At 59.7% G+C, this 17,795-nt stretch carries 12 protein-coding genes; 6 read left to right on the top strand and 6 right to left on the bottom strand.

What is annotated here, in order from left to right:
- Nucleotides 1-188: 188 nt before the first annotated feature.
- Nucleotides 189-2,366 carry an autotransporter domain-containing protein gene (locus ACW9IR_RS14565; RefSeq protein ID WP_457463820.1) on the top strand — a complete coding sequence of 726 codons (2,178 nt, stop codon included), beginning with the start codon at nt 189-191 and terminating at the stop codon, nt 2,364-2,366.
- A gap of 102 nt (nt 2,367-2,468) precedes the next feature.
- On the opposite strand, the gene oadA is transcribed toward ACW9IR_RS14565, so the two are convergent.
- Together oadA and ACW9IR_RS14555 are read right to left on the bottom strand one after the other, a co-directional pair.
- Nucleotides 2,469-4,277, bottom strand: coding sequence for a sodium-extruding oxaloacetate decarboxylase subunit alpha (gene oadA, locus ACW9IR_RS14560; protein ID WP_016984008.1), 1,809 nt, complete (start codon nt 4,275-4,277; stop codon nt 2,469-2,471).
- Between the two features lie 11 nt (nt 4,278-4,288).
- Complete coding sequence (locus ACW9IR_RS14555; RefSeq protein ID WP_025112637.1) at nt 4,289-5,704, bottom strand: acetyl-CoA carboxylase biotin carboxylase subunit; 1,416 nt, start codon at nt 5,702-5,704, stop codon at nt 4,289-4,291.
- A gap of 190 nt (nt 5,705-5,894) precedes the next feature.
- Here ACW9IR_RS14555 and ACW9IR_RS14550 point away from each other — a divergent pair, with 190 nt between their 5' ends.
- Complete coding sequence (locus tag ACW9IR_RS14550) at nt 5,895-6,857, top strand: LysR family transcriptional regulator (RefSeq protein ID WP_095119741.1); 963 nt, start codon at nt 5,895-5,897, stop codon at nt 6,855-6,857.
- On the opposite strand, the gene ACW9IR_RS14545 is transcribed toward ACW9IR_RS14550, so the two are convergent.
- From ACW9IR_RS14545 to ACW9IR_RS14535, 3 genes are all read right to left on the bottom strand, one after another.
- Nucleotides 6,799-7,002, bottom strand: coding sequence for a PA3496 family putative envelope integrity protein (locus ACW9IR_RS14545; RefSeq protein ID WP_008078845.1), 204 nt, complete (start codon nt 7,000-7,002; stop codon nt 6,799-6,801). The two genes, ACW9IR_RS14550 and ACW9IR_RS14545, sit on opposite strands and share 59 nt — an antisense overlap.
- 161 nt (nt 7,003-7,163) lie before the next feature.
- Nucleotides 7,164-8,030, bottom strand: a complete 867-nt coding sequence (gene hexR / locus ACW9IR_RS14540) for a transcriptional regulator HexR (protein ID WP_008078846.1) — start codon at nt 8,028-8,030, stop codon at nt 7,164-7,166.
- 127 nt (nt 8,031-8,157) lie between these two features.
- Nucleotides 8,158-11,028: a putative bifunctional diguanylate cyclase/phosphodiesterase gene (locus tag ACW9IR_RS14535; protein ID WP_457463816.1), complete on the bottom strand. Its 2,871-nt coding sequence runs from the start codon at nt 11,026-11,028 to the stop codon at nt 8,158-8,160.
- A gap of 257 nt (nt 11,029-11,285) precedes the next feature.
- Between ACW9IR_RS14535 and uvrD the strand changes: the two genes are divergently transcribed.
- The 3 genes from uvrD (at nt 11,286) to ACW9IR_RS14520 (ending at nt 15,188) form a co-directional block, all read left to right on the top strand.
- On the top strand, nt 11,286-13,469 hold the full coding sequence (gene uvrD, locus ACW9IR_RS14530) for a DNA helicase II (protein WP_457463814.1): 2,184 nt from the start codon (nt 11,286-11,288) through the stop codon (nt 13,467-13,469).
- 297 nt (nt 13,470-13,766) lie between these two features.
- On the top strand, nt 13,767-14,642 hold the full coding sequence (locus tag ACW9IR_RS14525) for a Tim44 domain-containing protein (RefSeq protein WP_095119739.1): 876 nt from the start codon (nt 13,767-13,769) through the stop codon (nt 14,640-14,642).
- 138 nt (nt 14,643-14,780) lie between these two features.
- Nucleotides 14,781-15,188, top strand: coding sequence for an SMI1/KNR4 family protein (locus ACW9IR_RS14520; RefSeq protein ID WP_003187120.1), 408 nt, complete (start codon nt 14,781-14,783; stop codon nt 15,186-15,188).
- A 21-nt stretch (nt 15,189-15,209) separates the two neighbouring features.
- Here the strand turns inward: ACW9IR_RS14520 and ACW9IR_RS14515 are convergent, their stop codons facing one another.
- Nucleotides 15,210-16,973 carry a cation:proton antiporter gene (locus ACW9IR_RS14515; protein ID WP_102902487.1) on the bottom strand — a complete coding sequence of 588 codons (1,764 nt, stop codon included), beginning with the start codon at nt 16,971-16,973 and terminating at the stop codon, nt 15,210-15,212.
- Nucleotides 16,974-17,252: 279 nt separating this feature from the next.
- On the opposite strand from ACW9IR_RS14515, the gene ACW9IR_RS14510 reads away from it, so the two are divergent.
- Nucleotides 17,253-17,735 (top strand): acyl-CoA thioesterase, encoded by a 483-nt coding sequence (locus ACW9IR_RS14510; protein ID WP_003229693.1) that lies wholly within the window; start codon nt 17,253-17,255, stop codon nt 17,733-17,735.
- Nucleotides 17,736-17,795 lie beyond the last annotated feature (60 nt).

Raw genomic sequence — 17,795 nt, 5'->3', positions numbered from 1 at the left:
CGGCGCGGTCTTGATTTTTTGTAGGAAAAAGGACCGCTGCGACCGAGTAAAAATCGAGGTAGCGGTTCTCTCGGTCTTTTTCTACAAAACGATCCGATGTCGCCTGCAAGCGTGCGGGAAGCAGCCGACATCGGATTTTTCGGTGCATCAATAGAGTTGAGGTCTCCTGCAAACAGAGGCTCCACTCAATGCCCATTCGACACACGTTCAAACCAAAACACCTGGCCTTGGCCATTTCGCTGGCGCTGGCTTGTGTAGAGCTTGCCAACGCTCAGCAATCCTCTGAAGTCGCTGATTCAACCGCAGTAGTGAATGCCACTGAATTGCCCGAAACCAGCGCTAAAGAAATGGCGCTTGAACGACTCAAGGGGTTTCTCACCGACCCAAGTACGGTACCCATCGCTTTTAAAACCCCTGAAGAAACGTTTAAAGGTACCGCTGTAAACGATCTGATCACGCTCACGGACGGCGCAAGCTTTACCGGCCTGCTGGATGGTGGCGGGGGAGATAACGTCCTGTTCCTGGATGCAGCGGCAGGCGGCGAGCTGAAAAACACGCGTAATTTCAACGGCCTGCTCCTCAGCCGGGGCGACTGGACTCTGAGTTCCAAGGGTGACTTCAAGGACGGCGTGCTGGTCAACAGCGGTACCGCTTTGACCAACCTGGGGGGCATCAAGGGCGACGTCTATGTCGAAAGAGGTGGCAGCTTTGCCGGTAAAGGTGTGGTAGGAAGCCTGGAGGTCGCCGGCCTGCTCACCGTCAATGGGGTACTCGGCAGCCCGCGCGTGAAAGGCGACTTGCGCTTGTCCCCAACCGCCGAACTGGCTTATGAGGTCACGCCCAGTGGCAGTCAAACGATCAAGGTCGATGGCACTGCCAGGCTGGAAGGTGCAACCCTGAACGTCGTTGCCGTTCCAGGGGAGTATCCGCAAAGTCGCCAGTACAAAATCATCGAAGCCGGCAAGGTAGAAGGCGAATTCGGCAATGTCCTTAACAACCTCGCCTTTATGACCGCCACTCCTCAATACAACAAAAAATCCGTCGGGCTGACCTATGCCCGTAACGGTGAGCCGCTTGCGAGCGTTGCCACGACAGACAACGCTCGTGCCGCTGCCGAGGGCATTGTCGATCCAACAGCACCTGCGCCATCAGCGACACCAACGCCATTGACGGCGTCTGCACCAGCTCCAATTTCTGTTCCTGTTCCAACTTCAGCGCCGACTCCCATTGCAGAGTCCGTCCCATCGCCAATGCCGGACGAACCTCTTACTGCGCAAGTTAACGATTCCGCCGAACAGCCCGCACCTGCGCCAATAAAACCTGCAAACGCAGCAGTCGCCGCGCTTCTGACCAGCGACAAAACCACCGCACCGGTCGCCCTCGAACAACTCGCCGCCGGCAGCAACGCCAACCTCGCCAAAGCCACCCTGAGCAGCATCACTCCCGTAAGCGCGAGCATGCTCTCGGCCATGCAACAACTGAATAGCCGTTACGGTTCTGCCTACAACTCCGGCAACTCACCGCGTCAGGCCGCCGGCGCTGCCGATTCAGGGCGCGTGTGGATTCAGGCGCTTGGCCATGGCGGCAAGGTCGACCGCGACTTCGACAGTACCCTCAAACACGCCACCCAAGGTCTGGTCATGGGCGCCGACTGGCGGCTCGATGGGCAATGGCATATCGGCCTAGTCGGTGGTAAGTCGCAAACCCGACTCGACGCTCGGCAATATGAGGGCGACCTCGACAGCTGGCACCTCGGTGCCTATGCCGTGCGTCAGGACGGACCATTTTCACTGCGTCTCGGGGCGACATACGCCAGCCATGACGGCGACAGCAAACGTCGGGTAGCCTTCAACGGGTTCAGCGATCGACTCAAGGGCAATTACGACGCCAACACTCAGCAAGCCTTTGCCGAACTGGCGGTCAATGTTGGCCGGCACAACGCGACGCTCGAACCGTTCGCCAGCGTCGGTTATCAGCGCTACCAGCGCGACAGCTACAGCGAAAAAGGTGGAGATGCGGCGCTGAAAGTCTTTGGGCAAACCCGCGACAACCTCAGCAGCACCTTCGGTCTGCGTACGGCAAAAATCAATCGGCTGGATAACGGCATGACGTTGACGCCGCGCTTCAGTGCCGGCTGGAAACACATCTTTGGCGAGATAGAAAGCGACACCCGCCAGCAACTGGTCAAGGGTGGCAAGCGGTTTGAGGTTGCCGGTGCCGCGCTGGATCGCAACAGCCTGGCCTTGGATGCAGGCATTGATCTCGGGCTGTCTGCCAATCACACGGTCGGTGTTGGTCTCACCGGTGAGATGGCCACTGACAGCCGCACCCACGGCGTGATGGGCCAATGGCGCATGGCGTTCTGACTGACCCAACACTTTCGGCAGCTCCTACAGATGAACAATTCAGGAAAAAAAGGGGAGCACATGCCCCCCCGAGGTTTAAAGCGTTGGATCGCGGCGGTTATCTCAGCCTTCGATCTCGATCAGAATTTCGCCCGGGTTGACCCGATCACCCTTGGCCACATGAATCGCGGTGACCTTGCCGGCAATCGCTGCCTGGACTTCGGTTTCCATCTTCATTGCTTCGGTGATCAACACAGCCTGGCCGGCCTTGACGGTGTCGCCCTCCTTGACCAGCACATCGACGATGTTGCCCGGCATGGTGGTGCTGACGTGGCCCGGTGCCGACGCCTGCTTGCGTTTGCTGCTGCCTCCGCTGACAAATTCGTTGAGCGGCTCGAACACCACTTCTTCCGGCATGCCGTCGATGGACAGGTAGAAGTGACGCTTGCCTTCCGCCTTCACACCGACACCAGTGATGTCGACGCGGTAGGTTTCGCCGTGGACGTCGATGACGAACTCGGTCGGCACGCCTTCGCCGCCCGCTTTTGTCACGCCGCCAGCTTCAGGAATCGGCAGCAGCACTTCAGGAGTCAGGGTGCCGGCGGCACGCTCTTCGAGGAACTTGCGGCCGATGTCCGGGAACATCGCAAAGGTCAGCACGTCTTCTTCGGACTTGGCCAGTGCACCGATGTCGGCACGCAGCTTGGTCATTTCCGGCTTGAGCAGATCGGCCGGGCGTACATCGATGACTTCTTCGCTGCCGATCGCCTGACGGCGCAGTTTTTCGTTCACCACGCCCGGCGCTTTGCCGTAGCCGCCCTGCAGGTAGAGCTTCACTTCGTTGGTGATGGTTTTGTAGCGCTCGCCGGCCAGCACGTTGAAAAATGCCTGGGTGCCGACGATCTGCGAGGTCGGGGTCACCAGCGGCGGGAAGCCGAGGTCTTCACGCACGCGCGGGATTTCCGCGAGCACTTCGGCCATACGGTTCAGGGCGCCCTGCTCTTTCAACTGGTTGGCGAGGTTGGAGATCATCCCGCCCGGCACCTGGTTGACTTGCACGCGGGTGTCAACGGCAGTGAATTCGCTTTCGAACTGGTGGTACTTCTTGCGCACGGCGTAGAAGTACAGGCCGATCTCTTGCAGTAGCTCGAGGTTCAGGCCGGTGTCGTACTCGGTGCCCTTGAGTGCCGCAACCATCGACTCGGTGCCTGGATGGCTGGTGCCCGACGCGAAGCTGGAGATCGCGGTGTCGATGTGGTCGGCGCCGTTTTCGATAGCCTTGAGCTGGCACATGGTCGCCAGACCCGCCGTGTCGTGCGAGTGGATAAACACCGGCAGCGATTGCTCGGCTTTCAACGCACGAACCAGTTCACCGGTGGCGTACGGGGTCAGCAGACCGGCCATGTCCTTGATCGCCACCGAGTCGCACCCCATGGCTTCCATTTGCTTGGCTTGCGCCACGAACGCATCAATGGTGTGCACCGGGCTGGTGGTGTAGGCGATGGTGCCCTGGGCATGTTTGCCGGCGGCTTTCACTGCTTCGATGGCCACGCGCAGGTTACGCACGTCGTTCATCGCGTCGAAGATGCGGAACACGTCGATGCCATTCACCGCAGCTTTGGCGACGAAGGCTTTGACCACGTCGTCGCTGTAGTGGCGGTAGCCCAGCAGGTTCTGCCCGCGCAGGAGCATTTGCAGACGCGTGTTAGGCAGCGCCGCGCGCAGTTGGCGCAGACGCTCCCACGGGTCTTCTTTCAGAAAGCGTACGCAGGCGTCGAACGTCGCACCGCCCCAGCATTCCAGCGACCAGTAGCCGACTTTGTCGAGCTTGTCGCAGATCGGCAGCATGTCTTCGGTGCGCATGCGGGTGGCGAGCAGCGATTGGTGAGCGTCGCGCAGGATGGTATCGGTGACAAAGATCTTCTTGGACATTGTTGTATTCCTCACAGGCCTGCGTGGGCGGCGATGGCGGCGGCGATGGCCAGGGCCAGCTCTTCGGGTTTGCGCTTGATCGAGTAGTTGGTCAGTTCAGGGTGGCTTTCAACGAAGCTGGTATTGAACTGGCCGCTACGGAATTCCGGGTTGCGCAGGATTTCCTGGTAGTACGCGGCGGTGGTCTTCACCCCCTGCAGACGCATGTCGTCGAGAGCGCGCAGGCCACGGTCCATGGCCTCTTCCCAGGTCAGTGCCCAGACCACCAGTTTCAGGCACATCGAATCGTAGAATGGTGGAATGGTGTAGCCGGTGTAGATCGCCGTGTCGGTGCGCACGCCTGGGCCGCCGGGGGCGTAGTAACGGGTGATCTTGCCGAAGCTCGGCAGGAAGTTGTTCTTCGGGTCTTCGGCGTTGATGCGGAACTGCAACGCGAAACCACGGTGCTGGATGTCTTCCTGCTTGACCGACAGCGGCAGGCCGGAAGCGATGCGAATCTGTTCGCGGACGATGTCGATCCCGGTGATCTCTTCGGTGATGGTGTGTTCCACCTGCACCCGGGTGTTCATCTCCATGAAGTACACCTCGCCCTCGGCGAGCAGGAACTCCACGGTACCGGCGTTCTCGTAACCCACAGCCTTGGCCGCACGCACCGACAGGTCGCCGATATAGGCGCGCTGTTCCGGAGTCAGTTGCGGACTCGGGGCGATTTCGATGAGTTTCTGGTTGCGACGCTGGATCGAGCAATCACGCTCGAACAGGTGCACGACGTTGCCGAAACTGTCGCCGAGAATCTGCGCTTCGATGTGCTTGGGATTGACGATGCATTTTTCCAGGAACACTTCGGCAGAACCGAAGGCCTTGGTCGCTTCGGAAATCACCCGAGGGAAATTCTGTTCAAGCTCTTCGCGGCTGTTGCAGCGACGGATACCGCGACCGCCACCGCCGGAGGTGGCCTTGAGCATCACCGGGTAACCGATGCGGTCGCCCTCGGCCAAGGCTTCTTCGATGTCGGCCACGTTGCCTTCGGTGCCCGGCGTGACCGGTACGCCAGCCTTGATCATGCTGCGGCGCGCTTCGGTCTTGTCGCCCATGCGGCGGATGACTTCTGCCGACGGGCCAATGAATTTGATCCCGCGCTCGGCGCAGATATCAGCCAGCTCGGCGTTTTCCGAGAGGAAACCGTAACCGGGATGCAGTGCATCGCAACCGGTTTCGACGGCGAGGTTCACCAGCTTGCGCGGGTTCAGGTAACCGGCCAGTGGCTCGGCACCGATGCTGTGGGCCTCGTCCGCACGCTTCACATGCAAGGCATGACGGTCGGCGTCGGAAAAAATCGCAACCGAGCGAATGCCCATTTCGGCGCAGGCTCGCACGATTCGTACGGCAATCTCACCACGGTTGGCGATCAGGATCTTTGTTATCACTTGGAGGTTCCCTTGAGCCGGTGGCACCACGACCTGCTAGACCCAGGTCGACGCGTGACCAAATGTTTCAATTTAGTCGCAGGTCCACACTAGCGCTCATGAGGGATTAACAAAAATGAATAAAAATTGGGTCATGCATAAGTAAAGACTTATAGTTGAAACATCCGCCAGCCGTCAGAGTCTGTAAAAAATGCGTAAGTCCTTGATGCGTATGACATTGCGCCAGTTGCAGATCTTCAACGAAGTGTGTGATTTACGCTCCTACAGCCGCGCGGCCGAGGAAATGTCTCTCACGCAACCGGCCGTCAGCCTACAGATTCGTCAGCTCGAAGAGCTGATCGGCCAGCCATTATTCGATTACGTCGGCAAAAAACTCTACATGACCGAGGCCGCTGAAGCCTTGCAGCGTGCCAGTCGGGACATCTTCGGGCGCCTGGAAAACCTCGATATGCAGCTGTCGGACATGCAGGGATCGCTGCAAGGTCAGCTGAAACTGGCAGTGGAATCCAGCGCCAAATACTTCGTCCCGCACCTGTTCGCCGCGTTCAAGCGCCAGCACCCGGAAGTGAATCTGCAACTGACCGTGGTCAACCGTGGCCAGGTGATTCGCCGGCTTTCGGACAACCGCGACGATCTGGTGATCATGTCGATGGTGCCGCAGGACATGGGCCTGGAATTTCTGCCGTTCCTGAACAATCCGATTGTTGCCGTGGCGCGCCCGGATCACCCGCTGGCGCACATGGGGCCACTGCGTCTGCAAGATCTTGAGCCTTACACGCTGCTGATTCGCGAACCCGGTTCAGGGACGCGGTTGGCGTGCGAGGAATATTTCAAAGAGAAACGCGTGCACTTCACCCAGACCCAGGAAGTAGCGTCGGCCGAAGCACAACGAGAATGTGTGCAAGCGGGTCTGGGCCTGGCGCTGTTGACGCGCCACGCCCTGAACCTGGAGCTGGCGACCGGCGGCCTCGTCGAGTTGCCGGTCGAGGAATTGCCGCTTTTCCGTAGCTGGTGCCTGGTGCAAGCGAAAGCCAAACGCTTGTCACCGGTGGCGCACGCCTTCCTGGCGTTTATCCGCAGCGAACGTGTGCAGATCAGCGCGCTGGTTGAGCGCTTCGACGGGAAGCTGCGGGTGCCGCCTGCCAGTGAGTGATCTCGGGAAAGTCGCCGATTTCGGCTTGAAGCTGACGGAGTTCGAAGCGATCTTCGATGGCGCGGCGAAATTCCATGCGGCGCTGATCTTCCTGCTGACGACGGGTTTTCGCGGCGCTGTTGCGTTCTTCGTAGGGCTGAGCCATTTCGAGTCTCCCAAGGCGATGACGGGAGTTTCACGATAGGCGGCGGGGATGACGGTTTGATGAAAGTAACCGTCGAAAACCAAAAGATCGCAGCCTTCGGCAGCTCCTACAGGGATCGCATTCCAAATGTAGGAGATGCCGAAGGCTGCGATCTTTTGATCTTAATCATCCAGGGCTTTTGCTGCTTTCGGCGACAAGCGCAAGCTGCGCAGACTGCGCTTCACGCTCTTGAGGTGATTGACCAGGCTCGGCCCGCGCGCCATGGCCACGCCCATCGCCAGCACATCAATCACCACCAGGTGCGCAATGCGCGAAGTCAGCGGCGTATAGATTTCCGTGTCTTCGTGCACGTCGATCGCCAGATTGACCGTCGACAGTTCCGCCAACGGTGTCTGGCTCGGGCACAGGGTAATCAGCGAAGCGCCGCTTTCACGCACCAGATTGGCGGTGATCAGCAGATCCTTGGACCGCCCCGACTGCGAAATACAAATAGCCACATCGGTCGGTTTCAACGTCACCGCCGACATCGCCTGCATGTGCGGATCGGAATACGCCGCTGCAGTCAGCAGCAAACGGAAGAACTTGTGCTGGGCATCAGCCGCCACCGCGCCCGAGGCACCGAAACCGTAGAACTCGACGCGCTGCGCCTGCGACATCAACGTCACCGCACGCTGCAACTCGATCGGATCGAGCTTCTCGCGAACCTCCATCAAGGTGTGCAACGTGGTGTCGAAAATCTTCAGGCTGTAATCAGCAACCGAGTCGTCTTCATGGATCGCGAACTGGCCGAAGCTGGCGCCGGCGGCCAGGCTTTGCGCCAGCTTGAGTTTGAGATCCTGAAAACCGGAACAACCGATGGCGCGACAGAAGCGCACGATGGTCGGCTCACTGATGCCGACGCTGTGGGCCAGGTCGGCCATGGAACTGTGCATCACCGCCGCAGGGTCAAGCAGCACGTGGTCGGCGACCTTGAGCTCCGACTTGCGTAACAGGTGACGTGACTGGGCGATGTGTTGCAGCAGATTCAAGGGGCTGGACTCTTCTTATGGGCAAGGATGTAGCACGCTTGTAGTTATACTACATGAATTGGCTTTTTGCCTGCTCAATGCGTAACTCGATGTCCCCATATCAGGCGCGATGAGGTGCGTGTAGCCCTTAAAACGGTTTTTCCTGTTCACGCAAAAGCCCGGCCAGACTGGCAGCTTCCACGGGCCGGCTGATCAGATAGCCCTGCACCTCATCGCAACGCTCGGCGCGTAAAAACTCCAGCTGATCCTGTCGCTCGACGCCCTCAGCCACTACTTTCAGCGACAGCCCGTGAGCCATGGCAATGATCGCGCGAGTAATCGCCGCATCTTCACTGCCCTCACCCAACCCGCGAATGAAAGCCTGATCGATCTTCACGTAATCCACCGGAATGCGCTTGAGGTAACTCAGCGACGAATAGCCGGTGCCGAAGTCGTCTATGGCCAGTTTCACCCCCAGATCGCGCAACTGCTGGAAGGTCGCGATGATATGTTCGACGCTATCGAGCAACTGGCTTTCGGTCAGTTCCAGTTCAAGGTAGTGCGGCGCCAGACCGGTTTCCTCCAGCACCTGGCGCACCAGACTGACCAACTTGCCCTGACGCAATTGATGCACCGACAGGTTCACCGAAACACGGATCGGCTCCAGCCCCTCGCGCTGCCATTCACAGGCCTGCCAGCACGCCTGACGCAGGACGAATTCGCCGATCGGGCCGATCAGACCTGTTTCCTCGGCCAGCCCGATGAAATCCCCAGGCGGTACCCGACCCATGGTCGGATGATCCCAGCGCACCAGCGCTTCCGCCGCATTCAAGCGCCCTGTTTCCAGACACAGTTTGGGCTGATAGAACACTTTCAGTTGCTTGTCTTCAATGGCCTTGCGCAACTGGTTTTCCAGCTGCAAGCGCTCAAGGGTGCTGGCCTGCAGGCTGTCGGTGTAGAACTGGAAATTGTTACCGCCCAGGTGCTTGGCGTGTTGCATGGCCATGTTCGATTGGCTGACCAGCGCAGAAATCTCCCGGGCATTGTCCGGCAGCATGCTGATGCCCATCGACGCGCTGACCACCAGTTCATGGCCTTCCACGGTCAGCGGCAAGCGCAACTTGGCCGACAACCGCGTGGCCACCCGGGCCAGACTCGACAGGTTGCCGTAGGCATCGAACAGCACCGCAAACTCATCGCCGGAAAGACGGGCGATGGTGTCGGCTTCCGGCAACGCATTGACCAAGCGGCGCGCCATTTTCTGCAGTAACTGATCCGCGACCTCATGACCGAGACTGTCGTTGAGCAATTTGAAGCGATCCAGGTTGATGTGCAGCAACGCCAGACTGCGCCGGCCCTGACGGGAGCGTTGATGCGCTTCATGCAAGCGTTCGCGGAACAGTGAGCGGTTGGCCAACCCGGTCAGTTCGTCGTAATGAGTCAGGTAACGCATGCGCTCTTCGGATTCGCGTCGCGCTGAAAGATCGGCGAAGAAGCCGACGATATGACTGACATTTCCCCGACCATCGCGCACCGCATTCAGTTGCAGCCACTGCGGGTACAACTCGCCGTTCTTGCGCGTCTCCACCAGTTCGCCCTGCCAACTGCCGTGCTGCTCCAAGGCATGCCGGATCGCCACATAATGGCGGCGGGCATCACGGCTGCATGGCAGCTCGACGACGTTGCGCCCGAGCATGTCCTCGATGTCGTAACCGGTGACCCGGCTGAACGCCTGATTGATCGCAATCAGTGCGTAGTTCGGATCGAGAATGACGATGCCCTCACTGGCCGCCTCAAACACCGTCGCCGCCAGGCGTTGCTGTTCTTCGAGGCTTTTGCTGGCACTGATGTCGCGGCGGGTGCCGACCATGCGGATGACTCGCCCGCTGTCGCTGCGTTCTACTGCGCGACCACGGTCCTCGATCCACACCCAATGGCCATCGCTGTGACGCACGCGGTATTCGATCTGGTAGTCCTCGGTGCGCCCCTTCAAATGCTCGATCAACGCGTATTTCAACGTCGGCACATCGTCGGGATGCAGACGCGGCTTGAGGTCGCGCAGGAGCGCCGTGACGTATTCCGGAGCGAGGCCGAACAGTTCCTGAATCTGCGTGTGGTGGACTTCGTCAGTTTGCAGGTTCCAGTCCCACAGGCCCAACTCACTGGCCTTCAACGCCAGCGCCAGCCGCGCCTCGCTTTTGCTCAGGGCTTGATTGGCGGCGTCCAGTTCTCGGCTGCGCTGGGCAACGCGGTCCTCTAGCTCCACCTGGGCCTCGCGCAGCTTGCCTTCGGCGCAGCGGCGATGATCGATTTCCTTGGCCAGTTCCTGATTGAGCTGTTCGCTGCGCGACTGCGTCTGCTGCAGGTGTTCGATCAAGTGCTGATTCTGGAAGCGCCGCAGTAAGCCGCGATCAATCAGCCGATTGACCTGCCACGCCACCACGCTCAGCGAACCCAGCAGAATCAGGCCGAGCCAGCCCCAGCCGCGCGCCTGCTCATCGCCGCCCCAGAACAGATAACCGATCGCTGGCAACAGACACGGCAAAGTAAAAGACAGAAATGCCGGCAGGCTCACCGCATAGGCGACACTGGCCGACAGGGTTGCGGCGCCGATCAGGCCGAACACCCAGGCTTGTTGCATGAAGTTGTCGGCGGGCATCAGGGCGATGCCGGCGCCGGCCAGAGTCAGGCCGGTCATGGTCGAGCCGAGCAGAAACATCCGCCGCCAGATCGGCTGCGCCTGACGATCAGGGATCGCCGAATCGAACGCGGCGACCTGAATCACCCGCAACGCCACCAGCGACAACAACCACACCAGCCAGACGCTGACCACGAAATAACGCTGCGGGCTCCAGAGCAAAGCGGCGCAGACCAGACCATTGATCAACATGAATAACGTGGGCAACAACGAGCCCTGATACAGCAGACGCGTGCGCTCCACCGCCATTTCGACGGCATAGTGCTTGCGGATAACCCGGGGTTCCACAGAGGGGCCCGACAGTTCGGCGCTGAGGGTCATGGGCAACGTTCTTGTTCTTATAAGGAGGGCGTGCGCCCGAAACGTGGACGGAGCATACACAAGCCGATCCCGTTGCCAAACTGCTCCAGGTCATATTTTCAGCGAAACTTTTCGCCCCCGCGAAGCCAACGAAACCCGCAGAGCGAGGCAGGCTGACGCTTGCAGCGGGTGACCGACCGGTCGTCATTCGCAGCACTTTCATCGGCTAATGCAAAGCTCGGTTTGCCCGGGCCTGCGGCGCACCCTAGAATGCCCCGATGCGCGATGATCTCTCCCTTCTGCTGAACTCCCTCAACGACGCCCAACGCCAGGCCGTAGCAGCCCGCGTTGGCCGTCAGTTGGTCCTGGCCGGTGCTGGCTCCGGTAAAACCCGAGTGCTGGTGCACCGTATCGCCTGGTTGATCCAGGTCGAAAACGCCTCGCCCCACTCCATCCTGTCGGTGACCTTCACCAACAAGGCCGCTGCGGAGATGCGTCATCGCATCGAGCAGTTGCTGGGTATCAACCCGGCGGGCATGTGGGTCGGCACCTTCCACGGCCTGGCGCACCGCTTGTTGCGGGCACACTGGCAGGAAGCCGGACTGAGCCAGACTTTCCAGATTCTCGACAGCGACGACCAGCAACGGCTGGTCAAGCGGGTGATCCGCGAGCTCGGTCTCGACGAGCAGCGCTGGCCGGCCCGTCAGGCGCAGTGGTTCATCAACGGCCAGAAAGACGAAGGCCTGCGCCCGCAGCACATTCAGGCCAGCGGCGATCTGTATCTGGCGACCATGCGCGGCATCTACGAGGCTTACGAGGCGGCGTGCCAACGTGCCGGCGTCATCGATTTCTCCGAACTGCTGCTGCGCGCACTCGACTTGTGGCGCGATCATCCGGGCCTTTTGGCGCATTACCAAAAGCGCTTCCGGCATATTCTGGTGGACGAGTTCCAGGACACCAACGCCGTGCAGTACGCTTGGTTGCGTCTGCTCGGCAAGGGTGGCGACAGCCTGATGGTGGTCGGCGACGACGACCAGTCGATTTACGGCTGGCGTGGCGCGAAGATCGAAAACATTCATCAATACTCCTCCGACTTCGCGGATTCGGTGACCATTCGTCTGGAGCAGAACTACCGCTCCACCGCCGGCATCCTCAAGGCTGCCAACGCCCTGATCGCCAACAATACCGGGCGTCTGGGCAAAGAACTGTGGACCGACGGTGGTGATGGCGAAGCAATCAATCTGTACGCCGCGTTCAACGAACACGACGAAGCTCGCTACGTTGTCGAAACCATCGAAAGCGCGCTGAAAACCGGCCTGGCTCGTAGCGATATCGCGATTCTGTACCGCTCCAACGCCCAATCGCGCGTTCTGGAAGAAGCTTTGCTGCGTGAGCGCATTCCGTACCGTATCTACGGTGGTCAGCGCTTCTTCGAGCGTGCGGAAATCAAGAACGCCATGGCCTACCTGCGTTTGCTCGAAGGTCGCGGCAACGATGCGGCCCTGGAACGGGTGATCAATGTGCCGGCCCGTGGCATCGGCGAGAAAACCGTCGAAGCCATCCGCGATCACGCGCGTCACAGCGATGTATCGATGTGGGAAGCGATGCGCCAACTGGTCGCCAACAAAGGCCTGACCGGTCGCGCGGCGGGTGCCCTCGGTGCGTTTATCGAACTGATCGAGAATCTCGCCGCCAAGTGCATGGAAATGCCGCTGCATTTGATGACGCAAACCGTCATCGAGCAGTCGGGCCTCATTGCCTACCACGAAGCGGAAAAAGGCGAGAAAGGCCAGGCTCGGGTAGAAAACCTTGAGGAACTGGTCAGCGCCGCACGCAACTTCGAGAACACCGAAGAGGACGAAGAACTGACGCCGTTGGCGGCGTTCCTCGGCCACGCTTCGCTGGAGGCCGGCGACACTCAGGCTGACGAACACGAAGACAGCATTCAGCTGATGACCCTGCACAGCGCCAAAGGCCTGGAATTCCCTTACGTGTTCCTCGTGGGCATGGAAGAAGGCCTGTTCCCGCACAAGATGAGCCTGGAAGAACCGGGTCGTCTTGAAGAAGAACGGCGTCTGGCTTACGTGGGCATTACCCGGGCGATGCAGAATCTGGTCATGACCTATGCTGAAACCCGACGCCTGTACGGCAGCGAGACCTACAACAAGGTTTCGCGTTTCGTACGAGAAGTACCGAAAGGCCTGATTCAGGAAGTGCGTCTGTCGAACAGCGTTAGCCGACCATTTGGCGGCAACCAGTCGATGAGCGGCAGCAACCTGTTCAGCGGCAGCGAAATTCCGGAAACGGGGTTCAGCCTCGGTCAGGCGGTGCGCCATTCGGTCTTTGGCGACGGTGTGATCCTCAACTTTGAGGGTGCTGGCGCACAGGCGCGAGTGCAGGTGAACTTCAGCGAAGGCAGCAAGTGGCTGATGCTCGGTTACGCCAAGCTGGAAGCGATCTGACGCCGATTTTGCTTTTATGTGGGAGCGAGCCTGCTCGCGAATGAAATCGCCGCGGTTGATCTGATAGACCGCGGTGAGGCCTTCGCGAGCAGGCTCGCTCCCACAGGGTTCGGTGTTCTGAGCCAATAATCCCGCTGAACCTATCTCCTTTTCCTACAGACAAAAGTACATAGGCTGATTGCCTCGCGAAGCTGAACGCGACCTGTCAGGCAAAAGCCCGAAACACTCTCTCGCTAGCCAGTAACACTTCAGCTGTGCAACATGGCGCGCGTGTCTCCACAAACGGGAATACCCTTTATGAAACGTTTTCTTAGCATCGCCATGGCGTTGTGCATCGGCCTGACGATGAGCCTCGACGCCAACGCCAAGCGCTTTGGTGGTGGCAAAAGCGCCGGCGCTGCGCCGACGCACCAGACCAGCCAGATGGCTCCTTCTTCTCCAGGTGTCGGCGGCGCTGCTGCGACCGCAGGTGCTGCCGGTGCCGCAGGCGCTGCTGCCAAGGCCGGCGGTGCTTCGAAATGGCTCGGCCCTCTGGCCGGTATCGCCGCCGGTGGCCTGCTCGCATCCATGTTCATGGGCGGCGGCTTCCAGGGCATGCAGATCTTCGACATCCTGATCATGGCCGTGATCGCGTTCGTGATCTTCCGCTTCATCGCCGCGCGTCGACGCAAGCAGCAGGAGCAATTCGCTCCGGCCGGCGCGCCGATGCAGCGTGAAGCGTTCGAGCAGAAGCCTGCTGCCATGGGTTCGATCTTCGGTGGTTCGGCTGCACCTGCTGCCGCCCGTCCGGTGATCAACGCGCCGGCCTGGTTCAATGAGCAGAACTTCCTTGAAGCTGCACGCAGCCACTTCCAGTCGCTGCAGCAGCACTGGGACGCCAACGAAATGGACAAGATCGCCGAGTTCGTGACCCCGCAAATGCTCGAGTTCCTCAAGCGCGAGCGTGCGGATCTGGGCGATGCGTTCCAGTCGACCTACATCGACAACCTCCAGGTACAACTGGATGGCGTGGATGATCGTGCCGACAAGACCATCGCTACCCTGACTTTCAGCGGTGTGTCGAAGTCCTCGCGCTTCGACCAGGGCGAAGTGTTCAGCGAAAGCTGGAACATGGAACGTCCGCAGGGCGACAACCAGCCTTGGCTGGTTGCAGGTATCCGCCAGAACGGCTGATCCCTCACTACGCTTAACTTGCGGTAATAAAAACCCCAGCCTCGGCTGGGGTTTTCTATTTCGCGGTTGCATCTATAGCGAGCTACTGTATAAACCGGCCCATATAAACCGCGCCATTCAAGCAAGAGGATCCCGGACGTGGAAGAAATCATCGAACAACTGCGTGAAGCCAACGAACCCGTGCCGGTTCCTTTGGAGTTGCCTGACGAAGATCTGCTGGTCGAAATCGAAGAACAGCTGTTCATCGACATTCCGTTTGTCTTCAGAGAGTTTTTGCTGACCGTCAGCGATGTGGTGTATGGCAGCCTCGAACCGGTGACTGTCACCGACCCACAATCCCACACCTACTTGCCGGATGTGGCCGCCAACGCTTGGGATGCCGGTGTTGATCGCAGCCTGATTCCAATCTGTCAGGACGGCGACGACTACTACTGTGTCGAAGAGGATGGCACGGTAGTGTTATGGCAGGCCGAAGAAGAGTTGATTGCCGAGGAAACCTGGGAATCGGTGTGGCATTGGGCGCGGGACGTCTGGCTGGAAAGCTGATCAGCCAGCCGCCCCGCCAGGTCAATGCCCCGACGACTCCTTGTGGTTGTCGAGGGTTTCCAGCAGCGCCACCTGCATCCGCGTGTGCACGCGGATGAACCAGCGCCAGAGCAGCGCCGCCACGGCGGCCGCGACCACGGCGATCAGCACCAGCAACTTGTTGGTCGGCAAGATACTGGCCGACAAGGCTGCCAACAGCAGGAAAATCACCAGCAGCGAGAGAATCGGGATCACTTCGGAGATCACCCGGCGCACTCGCTGCGTGTGCCTCCCCGCCATCTCCGGCTTCACGCCCATCTCCGCCAGCAGCATCGACAGCGCCTTGAGCTTGCGATAGGCCGCGATCAAGAACGGCAGCGAGACCAGCAGCGCCCCACCCCAGATCAACGCCTTCTGCCAACTCGGGTCGGCAATCCAGTCCTGCAACCAGGTCGAGAGGCGCTCGGCGAAGAATGCTCCGCTAAAGAAGATCGCAATCACCAGCGCCAGATTGACCCCGACCTGCAGCAAGATCTTGCGGATAATCGAAGCCAGCATCGCGCCCTCGCCTTGCGGCTGAATGCTGCGCAACCATTCGCCGTACATGCCCAGCACTCGGCCAAGAGGCTTGGGCACCGCCGCCGACAGCTTGATCGACAGCGGATCCGCCGCACGGATCAGATACGGCGTCAGCAGCGTGGTAATCACCGACACGGCCACAGCGACCGGATAAAGGAAGTTGCTGGTCACCTGCAAGGTCATCCCCAGTGCGGCGATGATGAAGGAAAATTCGCCAATTTGTGACAGCCCCATTCCCACGCGCAGTGAGGTACGTCCGTCATTACCAGCGATAAACGCCCCGAGGCCACAGGACAACATCTTGCCGAGGACAACGGCCACGGTGATCACCGCAATCGGCCACGCATATTCGAGAAGAATCATCGGGTCGAGCATCAACCCGATGGCGACAAAGAAGATCGCACTGAACAGGTCGCGAACCGGCTCGATCAGGCGTTCGATTTTAAGCAACTGCCGCGACTCGGCCATGATCGCGCCAATCAGGAAGGCACCGAGCACCATGCTGTACTCAAGCTTGACCACCAGCAGACAGAAGCCGAAACACAGGCCCAGCACGGTGATCAGCAGCATTTCGTTGCTTTCGAATTTGGCCACATAAGCCAGCAGGCGCGGCACCAGCAGGATGCCGATGACCAACGCGACGATCATGAACAGCGACAGCTTGCCGACAGTGGAGAACACCTCACCGGAGCTGACCGTGCCGCTGACAGCAATGCTTGATAGCAGCGCAATGATGCCGATGCCGAGGATGTCTTCCACGATCAGCACGCCGAAGATCAACTGCGCAAAGCGCTCGTTCTTCATCTTCAGATCATTGAGAGCCTTGACGATGATGGTGGTCGAGGAGATCGCCAGAATCGCGCCGAGGAACAGCGAGTCCATGGTGTTCCAGTCGAACCATTGGCCGATTTCGTAGCCGATCCAGATCATCAGGACGATCTCGAGGAACGCCGCGATAAACGCCGTCGCACCAACCTTGAACAGCTTGCGCAGGCTGAACTCTAGGCCGAGGCAGAACATCAGGAAGATCACCCCGAGTTCGGCGAGGGTCTTGATGGTTTCTTCGTCGTGGATCAGGCCGAACGGCGGTGTATGCGGGCCGATGATGAAACCGGCGACGATGTAGCCAAGCACTACCGGTTGCTTGAAACGGTGGAACAACACGGTCACCACGCCTGCGACCAACATGATCACTGCCAGGTCCTGAATAAAACTGATGGCATGCATGGCGTGGGCTCCTTGAATGACAAGGCTCGCGGGCAGACGTCAGAAAAGTCTGGGCGAGCTAGGTAAAAATCCGCTTTTGGTGTGGGAATTGCCCTTGAGGCGGGCTTTTGCAGGGTAACACCGCGACTTCCGCCTGGAAGGCGGTGCAATATATGGAAACAGATCGATTCCGGCGTGACGGCGGCCAGTCGCCCGGCGTCCCGATAACGGTGCTTTTGAAAAGCGACCAGGCACCCGCAGAGGTGCTTTCAGCAACCAGCCTTGATCCGTGAGAACGTTATGGAACCCGGAAACGCCCAGCTGTCGATGACGGTACTGATGACCCCCGACATGGCCAACTTCTCTGGCAATGTCCACGGCGGCACCCTGCTCAAATACCTCGACGAAGTGGCCTACGCCTGCGCGAGCCGCTATGCCGGCCGCTACGTGGTGACCCTGTCGGTGGACCAGGTGATTTTCCGCGAGCCGATTCATGTCGGCGAACTGGTGACTTTCCTCGCCTCGGTCAACTACACCGGCAACACCTCGATGGAAGTCGGCATCAAAGTCGTCACCGAGAACATCCGCGAACGCTCGGTGCGCCACACCAACAGCTGCTTCTTCACCATGGTTGCGGTGGATGACCAGCGCAAGCCGGCCGCCGTGCCGCCGCTGCAACCGCAGAACAGTGAAGACAAGCGTCGTTATATGCAGGCGCAACAGCGTCGGCAGATTCGCCAGGAGCTGGAGAAGCGCTATCAGGAGATCAAGGGCGACGCCTGAGATCAAAAGCAAAAGATCGCAGCCTTCGGCAGCTCCTACAGGGTTTTGCGTTCCCATGTG

Source organism: Pseudomonas sp. SDT291_1_S447, from assembly GCF_054070155.1.
The sequence above is the reverse complement of the archived record's forward strand: the minus strand, read 5'-3'. Positions and strand labels throughout refer to the sequence as shown.